The following is a 16072-nucleotide window of genomic DNA, read 5'->3' on the forward strand; positions in this document are numbered from 1 at the left end:
TTACCTATTCAGACTAAGACTGGCATACACCACATCACGTCCGATCATTTTAATATTGTATCATTTGAGCCTCTAGATAAAAAGGGCTTCCTCAAACATTATGCTATGTGTGACATTATAGTATAACATGTAAACCTTCACATGATCTCTCCCATTTTAAAACAAAAAAAGAGACGAATAACGCGTTAACGTCATTCGTCTCTTCTGATATACGTATAATGCCGGACGGATCCGAAGCTTAGATGATCTTAACGGGAGATGATGTGGATCGGGTGACCCATAACCAATTCCGCAGCTTCCATCACGATTTCGCCCAAAGTTGGGTGAGCGTGAATTGTGAGAGCCAGATCTTCCAAAGTTGCGCCCATCTCAATTGCCAAACCAAGCTCAGCAATCAAGTTGGAAGCTTCCAGACCTACGATTTGGCAACCCAATACAAGGCCGCTTTCTTCGTCAGCTACGATTTTCACGAAGCCTTCAGCGTGGTTCAAAGATACAGCACGGCCGTTACCCGCATAAGGGAACTTGCCAGCTTTTACTTTGTAACCTTTTTCTTTAGCTTCTTTTTCAGTGTAACCTACGCTGGAACACTCTGGATCTGTGAACACAACAGCTGGCATACATTTGTAGTCAACTACAGATGGTTGTCCTGCGATTGCTTCAGCAGCCACTTTACCTTCATAAGAAGCTTTGTGTGCCAGAGCCAAGCCAGATACGATATCACCGATTGCGAAGATATGAGGAATGCTAGTGCGACCTTGGTGGTCAACTTTGACAAATCCACGCTCGTCAACGTCAACACCAATCATATCGAGACCAAGTTCTCCATCTGTGTTTGGACGACGTCCAACAGTTACCAGCAGGTAATCTGCAGTTACTTCTTTGGACTCACCATTTACAGAGTACTTAACAGTTACATCTTTATCTGTTTGCTCAGCACTTTCAGCTTTTGCACCCGTTACGATTTCGATGCCTGTTTTCTTCATGTTTTTAGCCACGAGGCTAGTCATGTCTTTATCGAAACCTGGCAGTACTGTATCCAAACCTTCGATGATTGTTACTTTCGCACCGAATTTGGAGTACATTTGACCAAGCTCAGCACCGATATATCCGCCACCGATAACGATCATGCTTTTTGGTACTTCAGGCAAGTTCAGAGCTTCTGTCGAAGAAAGAATGCGTCCGCCAAACGGGAAAGGTTTCAGTTCGATTGGACGGGAACCTGTTGCAATAATTGCATTTTTAAATTTGTAACGCGGAGACTCGTGGTCATTGAATACACGAGCTTCGTTTTCGTTGATGAACATGCACTCACCGTTGAAAACTTCAACTTTGTTGCCTTTGAGCAAACCAGCTACGCCGCCAGTCATTTTCTTAACAACGCCGTTTTTGAACTCTTGAGTTTTGCTGAAGTCCACTTTTACGTTCTCAGCAGAGATACCAAAAGCTTCACCGTGAAGTGCAGACTCATATTGGTGTGCAGCAGAGATCAGGGCTTTGGATGGAATACATCCACGGTTCAAACAAACACCGCCCAGTTCGGATTTGTCTACGATCAATACGCTTTGGCCCAGTTGAGCAGCGCGGATGGCAGCTACATAGCCGCCAGGACCCGCACCAATTACTAATGTGTCGATATTGAGAGAAGCGTCGCCTACTACCATATCTTACACCTCCATAACAAGCAGCTCAGGGTTAGCGAGCAGCTGTTTAATGTAATTCATAAAGTTTTGTGCTGTTGCGCCATCGATGATACGGTGGTCAAAGCTCAGGGAAAGAGCCATTACAGGTGCTGCAACTACTTCGCCGTTTTTGATCACTGCTTTTTCGCTGATGCGTCCTGTTCCAAGAATAGCAACTTCAGGGAAGTTGATGATTGGAGTGAAGAACATACCGCCAGCAGAACCGATGTTACTGATGGAGATTGTGCTTCCTCTCATTTCATTCGCGCTCAATTTGCCCTCACGACCACGAGCAGCCAGATCACGGATAGAATCAGCAATCATCCAGATGGATTTACGATCAGCATCTTTGATAACAGGAACGATCAAGCCGTTGTCTGTATCTGTAGCGATACCGATGTTGTAGTATTTTTTGTAAACAATTTCGTTAGCTTCTTCATCAATCATAGCGTTCAGAGCCGGGAATTGGCGGGAAGCCGCAACCAGTGCTTTAACGATGAATGGCAGATAAGTAACTTTTGTTCCTTTTTTCTCTGCAATTGGTTTCATGCGAGTACGGAAAGCAACCAATTCAGTTACGTCCACTTCGTCCATGATTGTAACGTGAGGTGCTGTGTAAGCCGATTTAACCATTGCATTAGAGATCGCTTTACGGATACCTTTGAATGGTACGCGCTCTTCTTCAACGTGTTGATCAGCTGCAGCTGCTGGTGCTGCGGATTTTTTCTCTTCTTGAGCCGGAGCTTCGGAAGATGCCGCTGCGGAAGAACCGCCACCGTTTTTGAAGGATTCAACATCTTCTTTGGTTACTTTACCGTTGTTGCCAGTGCCGTTAACCTGAGCGATGTCTACACCTTGTTCGCGAGCAAATTTACGCACGCTTGGTGTTGCCAGAACGTCTTTGGCAGGTACTGCCGGAACGCTGTTGTTGCCGCCTTCTTTAGCTGCATCCGAGCTGGAAGCTGCTGCAGAAGAACCGCTTGTGTCAGCTCCGCCTTGAGCTGCATCTTTCTCTTGCTCGCCTTGATCGCCAGCAGGAGCGTCGTCTTGCTCAGGAAGTTCGCCTTCTGCATCGATGATCGCTACAACTTCACCAACGTGGCAGACTTGACCGTCTTTAGCGAATACTTCTGTAACTGTTCCGTTAACCGGACAAGGTACCTCTACAACCGCTTTGTCGTTCTGTACTTCCATGATGATGTCGTCGTCAGTTACTTTGTCACCGACTTTGATGTGCATCTTGATGATTTCGCCTTCGTGCAGGCCTTCGCCCAATTCAGGGAATTTATATTCAAATTTAGCCAACTGAAAAACCTCCTTGATTATGTGCTCAATCCTGAAAACAACCCTTAACTCCAAGAAACAACTGTTACTGCTAATGCAAATAACTGTTACTCAAGGGGCTAATGGCTGTTTACAGTGCAGCTTGCGCTGCGGTGTGAATCACCATACTGCGCCTTGCGGCATGTCAGATGATTAAATTAGAAATTTACGACTTTGTTAACCGCAGCAATGATACGCGCCGGGTTAGGCAGCCATGTATCTTCGATTTGTGCAAATGGATATACAGTATCCGGGCCAGCTACACGCAGAACCGGAGCTTCCAAGTGCAGGATTGCTTTTTCATTGATTTGGGCAATGACTTCAGCTGCAACACCTGCGCTCTTTTGAGCTTCCTGTACAACAATTGCACGGTTTGTTTTCTTAACGGAAGCAACGATAGTATCGATGTCGATCGGGCTAACCGTACGAAGGTCGATAACTTCAACTTTGATTCCTTGTTTTTCAAGTTCATCTGCTGCTTTCACAGAAGTGTGAACCATCATACCGTAAGTAATGATCGTTACATCGGAACCTTCACGAACAACGTTCGCTTTGCCCAATTCAACAACGTAATCTTCTTCAGGCACTTCTGCACGGAAAGCATGGTACAAGTTCAAGTGTTCCATGAAGAATACAGGATCGTTATCGCGAATAGAAGCGATCATCAGACCTTTTGCATCGTAAGGGTTAGAAGGAATTACGACTTTGATACCTGGTGTTTGCGTGAGCAGACCTTCCAGGGAATCTGTATGCAATTCTGCCGCTTTTACACCGCCACCGAATGGTGTACGGAATACGATTGGAGAATTGTATTTTCCACCGGAGCGGAAACGCATACGAGCAGCTTGCACTACCATTTGGTCAAGGGCTTCGAAGATAAAACCAACGAATTGGATCTCAGCAACCGGACGGAAGCCTTGTACACCCAGACCTACAGCCAGACCACCAATAGCGGACTCAGCCAGTGGTGTATCGAATACACGCTCTTCGCCAAACTCTTTTTGCAGACCTTCCGTTACACGGAAAACGCCGCCTACATTACCTACGTCTTCACCGAAAAGCAGAACGTTAGGATCACGTTTCAACTCCACGCGAAGCGCATCACGGATTGCTTCTTTCATGTTCATTTGTGCCATTTGCTTCATTTCCTCCTTAAACATTGACAGTTCACATTTGAATTCGTACATGTATACCGGGACATTAAAGTCGCGGATGTTTATGCTTTATCGGAAAAAACTTATTGGAAATCAGCTTTTTGCTCTTCCAAGTGCTTAGGCGTTTGTTCGAACATGCTGTCGATCAAGCCTGAAATCGTCATTTTCTCGGTTTTTTCCGCTTTTTTGATCTCTTCATTTACTTTAGCTTTTGCTTCTTCTTTCACACGTGCTGTATCTTCTTCAGTCCAAAGACCTTTTTTCTCCAGATATTTAGCGAAACGTGCGATAGGATCTTTAGCAGACCATTCTGCCTCTTCTTCTTTTGTACGATACTTGGAAGCATCATCCGAAAGGGAGTGAGGACGGAAACGGTAAGTTACTGCTTCGATCAATGTTGCGCCTTCTCCGTTACGTCCACGCTCAGCAGCTTCCTGAACAGCTTTGATAACAGCGAAGATGTCCATACCGTCAACTTTAACACCTTTGATACCTGCTGCTACCGCTTTGTGAGCGATGGACAGAGCTGCTGTTTGTTTAGCAAAAGGAGTTGTGATGGCATAACCATTGTTTTGTACAAAGAAGATAACAGGCAGTTTGTATACACCAGCGTAGTTCAGACCTTCATAGAAGTCACCTTCAGAAGAACCGCCATCACCTGTGTACGTGATAACAACTTGTTTTTGTTTCTTCAATTTGTAACCCATAGCGATACCCATTGCATGCAGAATTTGTGCACCAATGATGATTTGTGGCATCAATACATTAACGCCATCTGGAATTTGTCCACCATGTTGGTGTCCACGGGAGTACAAGAATGCTTGATAAAGAGGAAGTCCATGCCATACGAGTTGCGGAATGTCACGATAGCCAGGACATACAAAGTCTTCTTTTTCAATTGCAAATTCACTACCAACCATTGTAGCTTCTTGACCAGATACTGGAGCATAGAAACCAAGACGACCTTGACGGCCCAGGTTTACTGCACGGTCATCCCAAGTACGGGTAAATACCATGCGGTACATAATTTCTTTTAATTGATCATCGGAAAGTGTAGGCATCATGTCTTTGTTAACAATTTCGCCGTCAGGAGACAGCACGGACAGAGCTTCTACATCCTCTGTATACACTTCATAAGGAACCTTGCTCATTTTTTTCTTCACCTCAACAAAAAATTTGAATATCAAGTTCCGCTGTTATAATATTATTATACACCTGTTTCACTCCATACGTCAAAGAAATCCGTAATTTTTTTATGTTTCCTGCCGGATTGTATGTATAACAGGGGCTTAATATTGGTATAACAGCATAATACATGACTGCGTGTTTGACCTAACCCCGCACAAGGGTAATCTTACCGTATTGCGCGGTCGAATGCAAAAAATTAACCGAGAAAGGTGACGTTTTATGACGGATTCCCGCTATTTGAAACGCACGATTGTGAAGGAAGAGATTGAAAGTCGCTATCTCGGAGAGAAGCGAACGCTCCGTATTTACCTTCCTCCGGGCTATAACGAATTGCTTAGCTACCCTGTCGTATATTGTCAGGATGGCGAAGAATTTTTTAATTTCGGACGAATTGCTACAACAGCTAACCAAATTATTCTGGACGAAGGAGCCGAACCTTTCATTATTGTAGGGGTTCAGGTCGATGTGTCCGTGAGAACGAGGGAATATGCTCCATTTGGAGATCGGTTCAAGGCATATACCGCTTGCTTCGCTGAAGAGATTATTCCCTATATAGAAGAGAAATATCCTGTGCGCCGTTCTCCGCAGGAACGCATTCTTGCCGGAGACTCGCTCGGTGGCAGTGTTTCGCTTCATCTTGCTCTGTTATATCCGGATCTGTTCACACGTGTGATCAGCCTGTCTGGCGCCTTCTACTCTGCTTCTCAGGAAATCTATGCCGCAGCTGAAGATCTTTCTTGGCTCTCGATCTGGATGATTGTTGGTTTGCAGGAGACTGATTTCGAAGCAGACACAGGTACGTATGATTTCGTTCAATTAAACCGGGATACTCGAGAATTGCTGGAAAAACGTGGTGCCCTCGTCTCCTACCAGGAGAAAGACGGAAAACACCAATGGGGTTTTTGGCAGAAGGAATTGCCCGAAGCATTACTTTATTTTCTCCAGGAAAGATAAAAGGACCACTTTAACAGGCGGCTGAAATGCCGCTATTGTTTTTTATTTTAATGATACCGCTTACAATTGTAACCTGAAAAAGAAGCAGGATATCCCGCTTGCTTTAAGTGCTCTACTCCTGCTTCTTTGTCGAATTACAAATTAAGCATGAATTTCGTTTACCTTTTAGGCTAAGGAATGTTCCGCTTCAATCTTTCTCAACAGAACATCGCAGCCTGCGTTAACCAGCTCGTACACCTCTTCAAAATTGCCTGTGTAATATGGGTCAGGTACTTCTCTGAGTTTTCCCTCGGGAAGCATGTCCATGAACTTGATGATGTCCGCCTCAGCTCCGCCTGGAACGTTGCGCACATTATCTGCATTGGAATTATCCATACACACAATGTAATCAAATTGAGTAAAGTCTTCGCTGGCGAACTGTCTTGCTGCCATGTTGGTATAAGAAATCTGGTACGAATCCAGCAATTTTCGAGTCCCTTCATGCGGAGGTTTACCAACATGCCAGTCCCCTGTACCCGCTGAGTCCACACGAATCTGGTGTTCAAGCCGCTTCTCCAGGACTTTGTGACGCAAAACGGCTTCAGCCATTGGTGATCTACATATATTACCCAGACATACAAACAAAACATTAATCATATTAATCCCCCTTGCTTAACGTACGTTGAAGTACCGACGATGTTGGCTGTGTCACAATGTTCTCTGGCTGAGGACTGACGTTTCCGGTCTCAGATGGTACGAGCGAACGACGTGGCAGTTTCCATTTATAATGTACAGAGCACATCCGGAAGAACACAACGGCCGCGAAACAAAATAATAATCCAGCATTCGTTGTTAACCAACCCATACCTATAACAAAACCGGCTGTCATTGCCCATACAGCATAGATTTCGTCACGCAATACAAGCGGTTTACGTCCAGCAAGCACATCACGAATAACGCCTCCACCAATGCCGGTCATTACTGCTGCAACGATAACTGCGCTAATGGGATGTCCCATGTTCGCCGCGTACAGCGCCCCTTGAATTGCAAATGCTGCGAGTCCGATTGCATCAAACAACGCCTCTGTTCGCTTCCAGTGACTAATCCACTTGAGAGGTAATATAAACGCAATCGCTACAGATACTAAGGCTAACATAATAAGTGATCCCTGACTCCATAGTGTCGTTACAGGTATACCTATAAGTACATTCCGGATAATCCCGCCTCCGAATGCCGTGACAAGTCCAAGCACTAGTACACCCAGAATGTCATACTCCTCTTCCATTGCCACGAAAGCGCCGGACATTGCAAATGCGATAGTGCCTATAATGCTGAATACTTCAAAAATGTGTAAGTCCAACCTGTTCAAACCTCACTTTTCAAGTCATCTCCATGTCGCTCTACCCATTGTATCCGCGAGCACTTAAATTGTGCAACCACATTTTGTGGATTATACTGGTTTGGTGAATATATTTGTACAGGTTCCAACATTATATTTGGACTATGAACTATTTTTCTCTGAATTAGGAAGGATGAAATAAAATGACGGCGAAACGGATTATTATTTTTACAGGCGGAAACTTATCTGTAGAATTACTTCAGGAAATACGAGAAGATGATATGATCATCGCGGCCGATCGCGGTGCATTATTTTTAATTGAACACGGCATTCAGCCTCACATTGCAGTTGGTGACTTCGACTCCATTAATGAAGAGGAACGTATTATTGTAAGTAACAATAGCATTCGATTCATTACATGTGACCCTGTTCATAAAGATCTTACTGATACAGAAATGGCTTTTGAGACAGCGCTAGATTACGAACCATCTCACATCTTAATGTTAGGTGCTACAGGTACACGTATGGATCACACACTCGCCAATGTACATATCATGGTTCGCGCGATGCAGCATCATATCTCCTGTGCCATTCAGGACAAGCACAACTACATGACACTGACCACATCCAAAGCTGAAGTTGAGCACCGTGACTATAAATATGTTTCTCTGCTCCCCTTGACTCATGAAGTTACAGGAATAACTCTAGATGGTTTTATGTATCCACTAGATCAAGCCACCATACGCATGGGACAATCCTTGGGTGTAAGCAATCAGCTCTTAGGCTCCTCCGGTACAGTCACTATCGATAGCGGCTTATTACTGATTATTCAGAGCAAAGATTGAATCTACTCGTATGCTTTATAGTTATTTATTACGTTTTTGTAACCAGTGATTCAATGAAGTAAATAGGTTCACACATAATAAAGACCCTTGATATTCAAGGGTCTTTGTTATTTCATCTTTATTCTTCATCCGTCAATGATTAATTTTTTGACATTTTTAATCATATTTTAATAAACATACCCAAACCATTGTGGCGCAAGGGATTACACTTCCCTATCCAATTTCTAGGCTGTTACAAAGCTGTTATACTCGCTCTAGCAACTTAACGAAAACGAATTTTGGAGGTACTAACTAACATGAGAACAAACATCTTTGTCCAAAAGGCCGTAACCGTCGGGTTGTGCGCTACACTAGGTTTTGGAGCTGTACTAATGACTAACGCACCTGTTGCACAGGCAGCAACTGCTTCTGTATCCACAGGTCAACAGATTGTTAACTATGGCAAAAAATTCACTGGAACTCCATATAAATTTGGTGCTTCAACTTCAACAACCAAGGTTTTTGACTGCTCTTCTTTTATGAAATATATTTTCAAAAAGTATGGTGTAGATTTGCCGCGCACTTCCGTGAAACAATCCAAAGAAGGTAAAGCTGTTTCTAAAGCTAATCTGCGTGTCGGAGATCTGGTATTCTTCTCCAGTGGTAGCCGTTCTACCGGTTCCAATGTCACTCACGTAGGCGTTTATGCGGGAAATGGTAAGATTCTGCACACGTACGGATCTCCAGGCGTAACCCTCTCTGATCTGGACTCTGGTACTTGGAAGAGAACGTATGTTAAAGCTCGTCGTGTACTTTAGATTCACATCATAGCTAATGAGTAAGGACCGGGGTTTATTATCCGGTCTTTTATTTTTACCCTCTTTTTGCCACACTTTAAACTGGTGATTCATGGAACTAACTTCGTAATCTAATTTTTATCATGCAGCATATAACCGATCCCACGCACAGTATGAATCAGTTTCACACTTCTTCCCTTATCCACCTTAACCCTCAGATGTTTGATATACACATCCACAACGTTGGTATCCATCGCATACTCATATCCCCATACTTCCCGCAAAATATCACTCCGGGTACATGCTTCATTCACATGCAGGGCCAGGAATTCCAGCAATTCGTACTCTTTTGGTGTTAATGTCAGGTATTCACCCGCACGATTTACCCGTCTTGAACGCAAATTCACTTTAAGATCATGAACTACAATTACTTCTTCGCCCTCTGGTGTTGCATTCGCAAAAACACGCAATAAGTTTCGTATTCTGGCAAGCATTACGGTCATGTGGATAGGTTCCTCCATCACGTCATTAGCTCCATAATCCAGCCATTCCACGATGAACTGAGGAGATGCAATTGAAGTAATAACCAGTAGAGGTATAACCTGACCTTTATCTAACCATCGTTTTAATTCTAATTTCTGATCCTGGCCACAATGTTTCGTCCCCTCTTCCCGGTCTACCAGGATGATCAGGTTAATATGCAACAACGAAGGCTCGACGGATTGGTTTAGTTCGGACCACTCCATTCGTTGCACCTCATACCCTTCGCTACATAAAACATCCTGAATAAGGCTGACCTGCTCTCCTGCTCCAATCAGTAAAATGACTGTTTTCACTCTTTTTCACCCGGCCTGTCTCTATCCCCACCGCTCGCAGCAATGGTTGGTACAGATAGCATGCCGTAAAATGAAAAAGTCCATTCCCTTAAGGGAACAGACTTTGCTTCTTTCTTGCTTTAACCAAAGTAGCGATGGACGAGCGTACGTGCTTCAGCTGTGTCTTTTGTTCCGTGTACGAGGACACGTCCATCTTGGAAAATAACCATTCTATGGACTCCTGTTGTAAAAGAAACCAGAAACGGATTGGATTCCACTTTTCCTTCTTGAAGCCTGTTCAGGCGATCTGCTGTATGTTGAAGATCCAGATTCATGCGCCTTGCAGGTCGGATCTGAACGGTGTCCCTGCCACACAACACATCTGTTTTCTCCAGATTGGACGCAGAAAGATATGGATACGTTGCCGAAGTACCGCAGGAAGGACAGTCTTTCTTTTTCGCACCATCCACATTGATGGATATGTATTCGTTCCTCCACACGTCAAATGACAACAACTTACGTCTCAATGCATTTGCATTGCCACTAAGTAACTTCATCGCTTCTGCTGTCTGATTCGCCGTTACCATCTGTACCGCTTGAGGTATGATGCCAGACGTATCACAGGTATCTCCACCCAGAGGGACTTCACCCAGCAAACAATTTAAACATGGCGTATCTCCGGGCATAAACGTATAGGTAATACCATAACTACCTACGCATCCACCATAAATCCAGGGAATACCGTACTTCTGTGCCATATCATTAATAAGTAGTCGGGTATCAAAGTTATCCGTTGCATCCATGATCAAGTCTGTATGCTGAACGAGTTCTTCCAACTCATCTACTCTGACGTCCAACACTTTCCCTTCCACATGAACCGTGGAATTAATGGCAGATAAACGTTTTTCCGCCGCCATTGCCTTCGGTATCCGCTCCATCGCGTCCTGTTCTACATATAATTGCTGCCGCTGCAGGTTACTCCACTCCACATAATCACGATCCACAATCGTTAAGTGTCCGACTCCTGAACGAACTAACGTTTCTGCAATTCCTGTTCCAAGTGCGCCAGCGCCTACAATTAAAACTCTGCTGCCCTTTAATCTGGCCTGGCCTTCCTTGCCAAGTGGCGCGTACCGTTCCTGTCTGGAATAACGATCGGCCTGCTCGGAAGATGTTATTTGATCTGTCATGTATGAACCATTCCTTCCACCGGACTACTGGCTGCTGCATAACGCTTTACGGGAATCATGCCTGCCTCATATGCCAATCTACCCGCTTCTACCCCCAATCGCATCGCTTTAGCCATGCTCACTGGATCCCCTGATCCGGATACGGCTGTATTTAACAATACGCCATCGGCACCAAGTTCCATCGCATAAGCAGCATCTTTTGGAGAGCGCAATCCTGCATCTACAATTACAGGAACAACGGCCTGCTCAATGATGATACCAAGGTTATAGGGATTGATGATGCCTCTGCCAGCTCCGATGGGAGAAGCGCCAGGCATTACAGCATGTACGCCAAGCAATTGCAGCCTTTTGGCTAGAATTACATCATCCGAAATATAAGGCAATACCGTGAATCCCTTTTCAAGCAAAATTTCGCAAGCCTTGTACGTTTCAATCGGATCTGGGAATAACGTAATTCCATCTCCGATGACTTCGACTTTTATCATATCACAAAGTCCTGAAGCCCGCGCAAGCTTAGCAATCCGCACCGCCTCTTCCGCAGTGGAAGCACCAGCCGTATTCGGAAGAAGAGTGTATTTGTCCAGATCCAACGTATCCAGGAAATGCTTCTGGTTACGCTCTTCCAGATTCAGACGACGAACAGCAAAGGTTAAAACTTCCGTTTCAGATGCTTCCACAGCCTGACTTTGCACTTCCAGATCCGAAAACTTGCCTGTTCCGAGCAATAATCTGGACTCAAACGTATATTTACCAATGTTCAACATCATCAACCGCCTCCTACAAAATGTACAATCTCAATTCGATCGCCTTCTCTTAATGCCGTCGTTTCATGGTACTCGCGGGTTAAAATATGCTTATTCAGCTCTACAACTACAGTCTTGACTTGCAGATCAAAAGATTGAAGCAGTTTATCCACACGATTCAATCTGTCTTCAATCTCCATCCGTTGACCATTAACGATGATATTCACTGCACCACTCCCTTTCTGTTCAATCGCTCAGGGCTCAGCGCCTCAATTCCGAGCTCTTCTGAGCTTTTGCCCGCGAGCAATTCAGCGATTAGTCTGCCTGTTATCGCACTGAGCAAAATACCGTTACGGTAATGTCCAAAGGCGGCAAACAGCCCGGGAACACTTTCGCAAGCACCTATATAAGGCAGACCATCCGGAGTTGTCGGCCTTACGCCTGCCCACGCCCGCAAAAATTGTGCTTCTTTCATCCCAGGCACCCAGTGGGTAGCCGCTGTTAGCAGCTTCTGAACACCCTGTACAGAAACGTTTAAATCCGTTCTGCCTGGCAGACTGGTTGCCCCGAGCCAAACCTCTCCATTGGCTTTGGGAACAATATAGATATCCTCTGCATACACCGTTCTGTCAGGTCTGTACCCTGCATGTTCATCTGAGAACTGAACGGCGGATATTTCACCTTTTACCGACCACACAGGCAAGCTCAGATTCACATGTCTCATCAACTCTTCACTCTGTAATCCAGCCGCTATAATGACATGTTTGCATTTCATCTCACCGATCGATGTGGTGATCCCCTGCACGCCGTGTTCGTTTGCTTGCACACGTATATCCTGTATGCCCTCCATAACCCGTGCTCCCAATGCTTGAGCGGATTCAGCATATGCCTTCGTTAGATGGACAGGAAGAATCTCACTCTCGTAAGGTCTGTAGTAGGCTCCATACGTATCTCTGTTAAGCCATGATGCCTCCTGTTGCACAACGGAACGGTCCCACCACACCTCATCAGCAGAAGCAGACAACGCAGACTTCCGATTGTCCTTATAACTACTTAATTCACTGTATGAACGAAAAGGAGTTAGGAATCCCTGGCGTTGCAGACCAGTCTCTACCTCACTGAGTGTAGCCATTAGCACCTGTTGCTCGATAAGTAACTGCCTGCTCTGCCTGGCAAGCTTAGCCATCAAAGGATGAGCAAAATCCTCACTGTCTGCTGCCAGCATCCCAGCCGCTGCGCAAGAAGTCCCTCCTGCAATCGCCGAACGCTCCAGTAACAGCACATCCTGTCCACGGGAAGCAAGCTCATACGCAATGGCACATCCAACAACGCCTCCGCCTACAATAATCGTTTCTGCATAAATCTTATCCGGTCTATCAGTAATGATCTTTTTCATCCTCTCATCTCCTTGATTCAGCGGCTCAAACTTTCTGTAGCAACGATAGCCTGCTTTAATAATGCAGCAGCCCGATCCGGGGAATCGCTCGCCCATACATTCGAGATCACAGCGACTCCCTGTGCGCCTGCAGAGCGAATAGCGTGAATGTTTCCCGGTTCGATGCCCCCAATCGCCATGACAGGAATGGAGACACCAGAGCACACTTCAGCCAGAGCATATAATCCTCTTGGTTCAAGATCAGGCTTACTGTTGGTTGAGTAGACATGCCCGAAGAAAAGGTAATCGGCTCCCCGTTCTTCAGCGATTTTTGCCTCATCGATTGAATGAACAGATACACCCAGACGAATTCGCTGGACATTGCTTATAACAGCAGGGTTGTAGTTACGTATAGCCTCTTGCCCCCAATGTACACCGCCATAGATGTCATTCTGTGGTGGCAGTTCTGAACCATTGATAACGATGCGACAAGACGGAACGCCAACACCACGCAGACTTTCAGCCCAACCGATCTTTTGTTGCCACGAGAGTTGTTTCTCTCGTATATGGATGTAGTCCACCCATGGCCAAACGTCCTTTGCAGCTTTTACAAAAGATGCTTGATTCCCTACACCCGTAGATACAACATGCAGTTCAAATGATCCGTGTACACGTTCATGAGAAATTACCGTACTTTTCATCTCCTTCCATGCGTGAATGCTATGAAAACACAAAAAAGCCACTCCCGTAGGGGAGTGGCTGCGTATTAATTATAGGACCAGATGACTGACTGATACATACAGTTCATTTCGTGCAATAAAGCTATAGACCTTATAGCCATAACGTTATACACGCAACTGCATGTTTCAATTCGTTAAGCAGACGGTTGAAATCCTTCCGAATTGCCGTTTGCTCACGTCATTCACTGAAACGCGCTCGCCACTTCCCTACGCTGGTATGATCCAGATCAGGTGCAAAGGGTCCGGAATCGCATTCTTCCATCTCAGCCACATCGTGCGGCCCCCCTAGTGTTCATATGAAGTTGTAGCCTATGTTACCATAGACGGATTTTTTTGTCACCGTCATTTCTGTTAAACATTGTCTTGAATCTTCTAGTTTTTCTCAGACCATTCTTCGACATTCCATGTTTTGGTGACCCAACCCTCGTAAAAATCAGGTTCATGAGATACCAGTAACACCGTTCCCTTGAATTCTTGCAAAGCACGTTGCAACTCCGCTTTCGCTGTGACATCCAGATGGTTTGTCGGCTCATCGAATAGAATCCAGTTGCTTTCACGCATCAAGAGTTTGCATAAACGAACCTTGGCTTGTTCTCCACCACTCAGCATGTTAAGCGGACGGGTAATATGCTCATTTTTCAACCCACAGCGAGCGAGATGACCCCGGACCTCATTCTGGGTCAAATGTGAAAACTCATTCCAGACATCCTCAATCGGCGTGATATTTCCAGCACGAACTTCCTGCTCAAAATAGGCCGTTTCGAGATAATCTCCCAAAAAGGTCTTTCCACTGAGTGGAGATATTTTGCCCAAGATGGTTTTCAGCAGCGTCGATTTACCCACACCATTACAACCTACGATGGCAATTTTCTCACCACGTTCAATTGTCATTGTCATCTTAGGCAGCAAAGGATACGTATATCCAATTTCAAAATCAATGCCCTCAAAGACCGTTTTGCTACTCGCACGGGCATCCTTGAATTTGAACGTTGGTTTGGCCGCTTCATCTGGACGATCAATACGTTCAATTCTGTCCAGCTGTTTCTCCCGGCTCTTCGCTCGACCCGAAGTTGAAGCACGTGCCTTATTACGCTGAATGAAATCTTCTTGCTTCTTGATGTACTCTTGCTGTTTCTCGTATGCATCAATATGCTGGGCTTTATTCATATCAGCCATCTCAAGGAACTTGTTATAGTTCGCTGCATATCTCGTTAATTTGGCAAATTCCAAATGATAAATGACATTTACGACTTCATTCATGAATTCCGTGTCATGGGAAATTAAGAGGAACGCATGAGGGTAGTCCTTCAGGTAACGTGACAACCATTCAATGTGCTCTACATCCAGGTAGTTGGTCGGCTCATCCAGCAAAAGGGCTGTAGGCTTCTCAAGCAGAAGCTTGGCAAGAAGCACCTTTGTACGTTGTCCACCACTTAGAGCTGCGACATCCCGATCAAGACCAATTGCGGACAAACCAAGTCCATTGGCCATCTCTTCCACTTTTACGTCAATCAGATAAAAGTCGCCCTGTTCCAGTTGTTCCTGAATATCGCCCATCTCTTCCAGCAACTGCTCTAGCTTATCTGGATCTGCATCTGCCATCTGGTCCGTTATATTCATCATTTCTTTTTCTAATTCAAGCAACGGAAGGAAAGCATCTTTAAGAACGTCACGAATGGTTTTGCCTGGGGTAAGCTTCGTGTGCTGATCCAGATATCCATAACGGACCTTAGGTGTCCATTCCACTTTTCCACTATCTTTAAGCAATTTACCGGTAAGGATGTTCATTAATGTGGATTTACCCACACCATTGGCACCAACAAGTCCTACGCGCTCTCCCGCAAGTAAACGAAACGATACATTTTTAAATAACGTGCGATCTCCAAAATTGTGACTTACGTTCTCTACTGACAATAAACTCATAAGATGAGGTTGCTCCTATCTATTAGACATTACTTTTATTATTGTT

General features: G+C 45.0%; 16 protein-coding genes and 1 riboswitch. Of the genes, 3 read left to right on the plus strand and 13 right to left on the minus strand.

Going from position 1 to position 16072, the window contains the following annotated elements:
- Positions 1 to 248: 248 nt before the first annotated feature.
- The 4 genes from lpdA to pdhA form a co-directional block, all read right to left on the minus strand.
- On the minus strand, positions 249 to 1664 hold the full coding sequence (gene lpdA / locus EL84_RS23920) for a dihydrolipoyl dehydrogenase (RefSeq protein ID WP_036613658.1): 1416 nt from the start codon (positions 1662 to 1664) through the stop codon (positions 249 to 251).
- Between the two features lie 3 nt (positions 1665 to 1667).
- A complete protein-coding gene (locus EL84_RS23925; protein WP_047843378.1) occupies positions 1668 to 2987 on the minus strand; it encodes a dihydrolipoamide acetyltransferase family protein in 1320 nt (439 codons plus the stop codon).
- 176 nt (positions 2988 to 3163) lie between these two features.
- A complete protein-coding gene (locus tag EL84_RS23930) occupies positions 3164 to 4141 on the minus strand; it encodes an alpha-ketoacid dehydrogenase subunit beta (protein WP_036613653.1) in 978 nt (325 codons plus the stop codon).
- A gap of 101 nt (positions 4142 to 4242) precedes the next feature.
- Positions 4243 to 5310, minus strand: coding sequence for a pyruvate dehydrogenase (acetyl-transferring) E1 component subunit alpha (pdhA, locus tag EL84_RS23935; protein WP_017688072.1), 1068 nt, complete (start codon positions 5308 to 5310; stop codon positions 4243 to 4245).
- A 256-nt stretch (positions 5311 to 5566) separates the two neighbouring features.
- Between pdhA and EL84_RS23940 the strand changes: the two genes are divergently transcribed.
- Positions 5567 to 6301: an alpha/beta hydrolase gene (locus EL84_RS23940; RefSeq protein WP_047843379.1), complete on the plus strand. Its 735-nt coding sequence runs from the start codon at positions 5567 to 5569 to the stop codon at positions 6299 to 6301.
- A gap of 165 nt (positions 6302 to 6466) precedes the next feature.
- Here the strand turns inward: EL84_RS23940 and EL84_RS23945 are convergent, their stop codons facing one another.
- Positions 6467 to 6937, minus strand: a complete 471-nt coding sequence (locus EL84_RS23945) for a low molecular weight protein-tyrosine-phosphatase (protein ID WP_047843380.1) — start codon at positions 6935 to 6937, stop codon at positions 6467 to 6469.
- Between the two features lies 1 nt (position 6938).
- A complete protein-coding gene (locus EL84_RS23950; protein WP_082219118.1) occupies positions 6939 to 7640 on the minus strand; it encodes a trimeric intracellular cation channel family protein in 702 nt (233 codons plus the stop codon).
- 182 nt (positions 7641 to 7822) lie between these two features.
- On the opposite strand from EL84_RS23950, the gene EL84_RS23955 reads away from it, so the two are divergent.
- Positions 7823 to 8464 carry a thiamine diphosphokinase gene (locus tag EL84_RS23955; protein WP_047843381.1) on the plus strand — a complete coding sequence of 214 codons (642 nt, stop codon included), beginning with the start codon at positions 7823 to 7825 and terminating at the stop codon, positions 8462 to 8464.
- 296 nt (positions 8465 to 8760) lie between these two features.
- Positions 8761 to 9261: a C40 family peptidase gene (locus EL84_RS23960; RefSeq protein WP_047843382.1), complete on the plus strand. Its 501-nt coding sequence runs from the start codon at positions 8761 to 8763 to the stop codon at positions 9259 to 9261.
- 110 nt (positions 9262 to 9371) lie between these two features.
- Here the strand turns inward: EL84_RS23960 and EL84_RS23965 are convergent, their stop codons facing one another.
- From EL84_RS23965 to EL84_RS23995, 7 genes are all read right to left on the minus strand, one after another.
- Positions 9372 to 10076, minus strand: a complete 705-nt coding sequence (locus EL84_RS23965; RefSeq protein WP_047843383.1) for a response regulator transcription factor — start codon at positions 10074 to 10076, stop codon at positions 9372 to 9374.
- A 119-nt stretch (positions 10077 to 10195) separates the two neighbouring features.
- Positions 10196 to 11245, minus strand: a complete 1050-nt coding sequence (locus EL84_RS23970; protein ID WP_047843384.1) for a ThiF family adenylyltransferase — start codon at positions 11243 to 11245, stop codon at positions 10196 to 10198.
- Positions 11242 to 12009 carry a thiazole synthase gene (locus EL84_RS23975; RefSeq protein WP_047844385.1) on the minus strand — a complete coding sequence of 256 codons (768 nt, stop codon included), beginning with the start codon at positions 12007 to 12009 and terminating at the stop codon, positions 11242 to 11244. The genes EL84_RS23970 and EL84_RS23975 overlap by 4 nt, the downstream gene beginning before the upstream one ends.
- A gap of 2 nt (positions 12010 to 12011) precedes the next feature.
- Positions 12012 to 12215, minus strand: a complete 204-nt coding sequence (gene thiS / locus EL84_RS23980; protein ID WP_036613636.1) for a sulfur carrier protein ThiS — start codon at positions 12213 to 12215, stop codon at positions 12012 to 12014.
- Positions 12212 to 13384: a glycine oxidase ThiO gene (gene thiO, locus EL84_RS23985; protein ID WP_047843385.1), complete on the minus strand. Its 1173-nt coding sequence runs from the start codon at positions 13382 to 13384 to the stop codon at positions 12212 to 12214. The genes thiS and thiO overlap by 4 nt, the downstream gene beginning before the upstream one ends.
- Before the next feature lie 17 nt (positions 13385 to 13401).
- Positions 13402 to 14064 (minus strand): thiamine phosphate synthase, encoded by a 663-nt coding sequence (locus tag EL84_RS23990; RefSeq protein ID WP_047844386.1) that lies wholly within the window; start codon positions 14062 to 14064, stop codon positions 13402 to 13404.
- Positions 14065 to 14290: 226 nt separating this feature from the next.
- Positions 14291 to 14400: riboswitch (TPP riboswitch) on the minus strand.
- Between the two features lie 75 nt (positions 14401 to 14475).
- Positions 14476 to 16026 carry an ABC-F family ATP-binding cassette domain-containing protein gene (locus EL84_RS23995; RefSeq protein ID WP_036613631.1) on the minus strand — a complete coding sequence of 517 codons (1551 nt, stop codon included), beginning with the start codon at positions 16024 to 16026 and terminating at the stop codon, positions 14476 to 14478.
- Between the last annotated feature and the right edge of the window lie 46 nt (positions 16027 to 16072).

The organism is Paenibacillus sp. VT-400, assembly GCF_001029205.1.
GTDB classification, from domain to species: domain Bacteria; phylum Bacillota; class Bacilli; order Paenibacillales; family Paenibacillaceae; genus Paenibacillus; species Paenibacillus amylolyticus.

Excerpts from the sequence above, each read along its gene's own strand:
- lpdA (WP_036613658.1), bottom strand. The coding sequence starts at position 1,664 with ATGGTAGTAGGCGACGCTTCTCTCAATATCGACACATTAGTAATTGGT.
- EL84_RS23930 (WP_036613653.1), bottom strand. The coding sequence starts at position 4,141 with ATGGCACAAATGAACATGAAAGAAGCAATCCGTGATGCGCTTCGCGTG.
- pdhA (WP_017688072.1), bottom strand. The coding sequence starts at position 5,310 with ATGAGCAAGGTTCCTTATGAAGTGTATACAGAGGATGTAGAAGCTCTG.
- EL84_RS23940 (WP_047843379.1), top strand. The coding sequence starts at position 5,567 with ATGACGGATTCCCGCTATTTGAAACGCACGATTGTGAAGGAAGAGATT.
- EL84_RS23945 (WP_047843380.1), bottom strand. The coding sequence starts at position 6,937 with ATGATTAATGTTTTGTTTGTATGTCTGGGTAATATATGTAGATCACCA.
- EL84_RS23955 (WP_047843381.1), top strand. The coding sequence starts at position 7,823 with ATGACGGCGAAACGGATTATTATTTTTACAGGCGGAAACTTATCTGTA.
- EL84_RS23960 (WP_047843382.1), top strand. The coding sequence starts at position 8,761 with ATGAGAACAAACATCTTTGTCCAAAAGGCCGTAACCGTCGGGTTGTGC.
- EL84_RS23970 (WP_047843384.1), bottom strand. The coding sequence starts at position 11,245 with ATGACAGATCAAATAACATCTTCCGAGCAGGCCGATCGTTATTCCAGA.
- EL84_RS23975 (WP_047844385.1), bottom strand. The coding sequence starts at position 12,009 with ATGTTGAACATTGGTAAATATACGTTTGAGTCCAGATTATTGCTCGGA.
- thiO (WP_047843385.1), bottom strand. The coding sequence starts at position 13,384 with ATGAAAAAGATCATTACTGATAGACCGGATAAGATTTATGCAGAAACG.
- EL84_RS23990 (WP_047844386.1), bottom strand. The coding sequence starts at position 14,064 with ATGAAAAGTACGGTAATTTCTCATGAACGTGTACACGGATCATTTGAA.
- EL84_RS23995 (WP_036613631.1), bottom strand. The coding sequence starts at position 16,026 with ATGAGTTTATTGTCAGTAGAGAACGTAAGTCACAATTTTGGAGATCGC.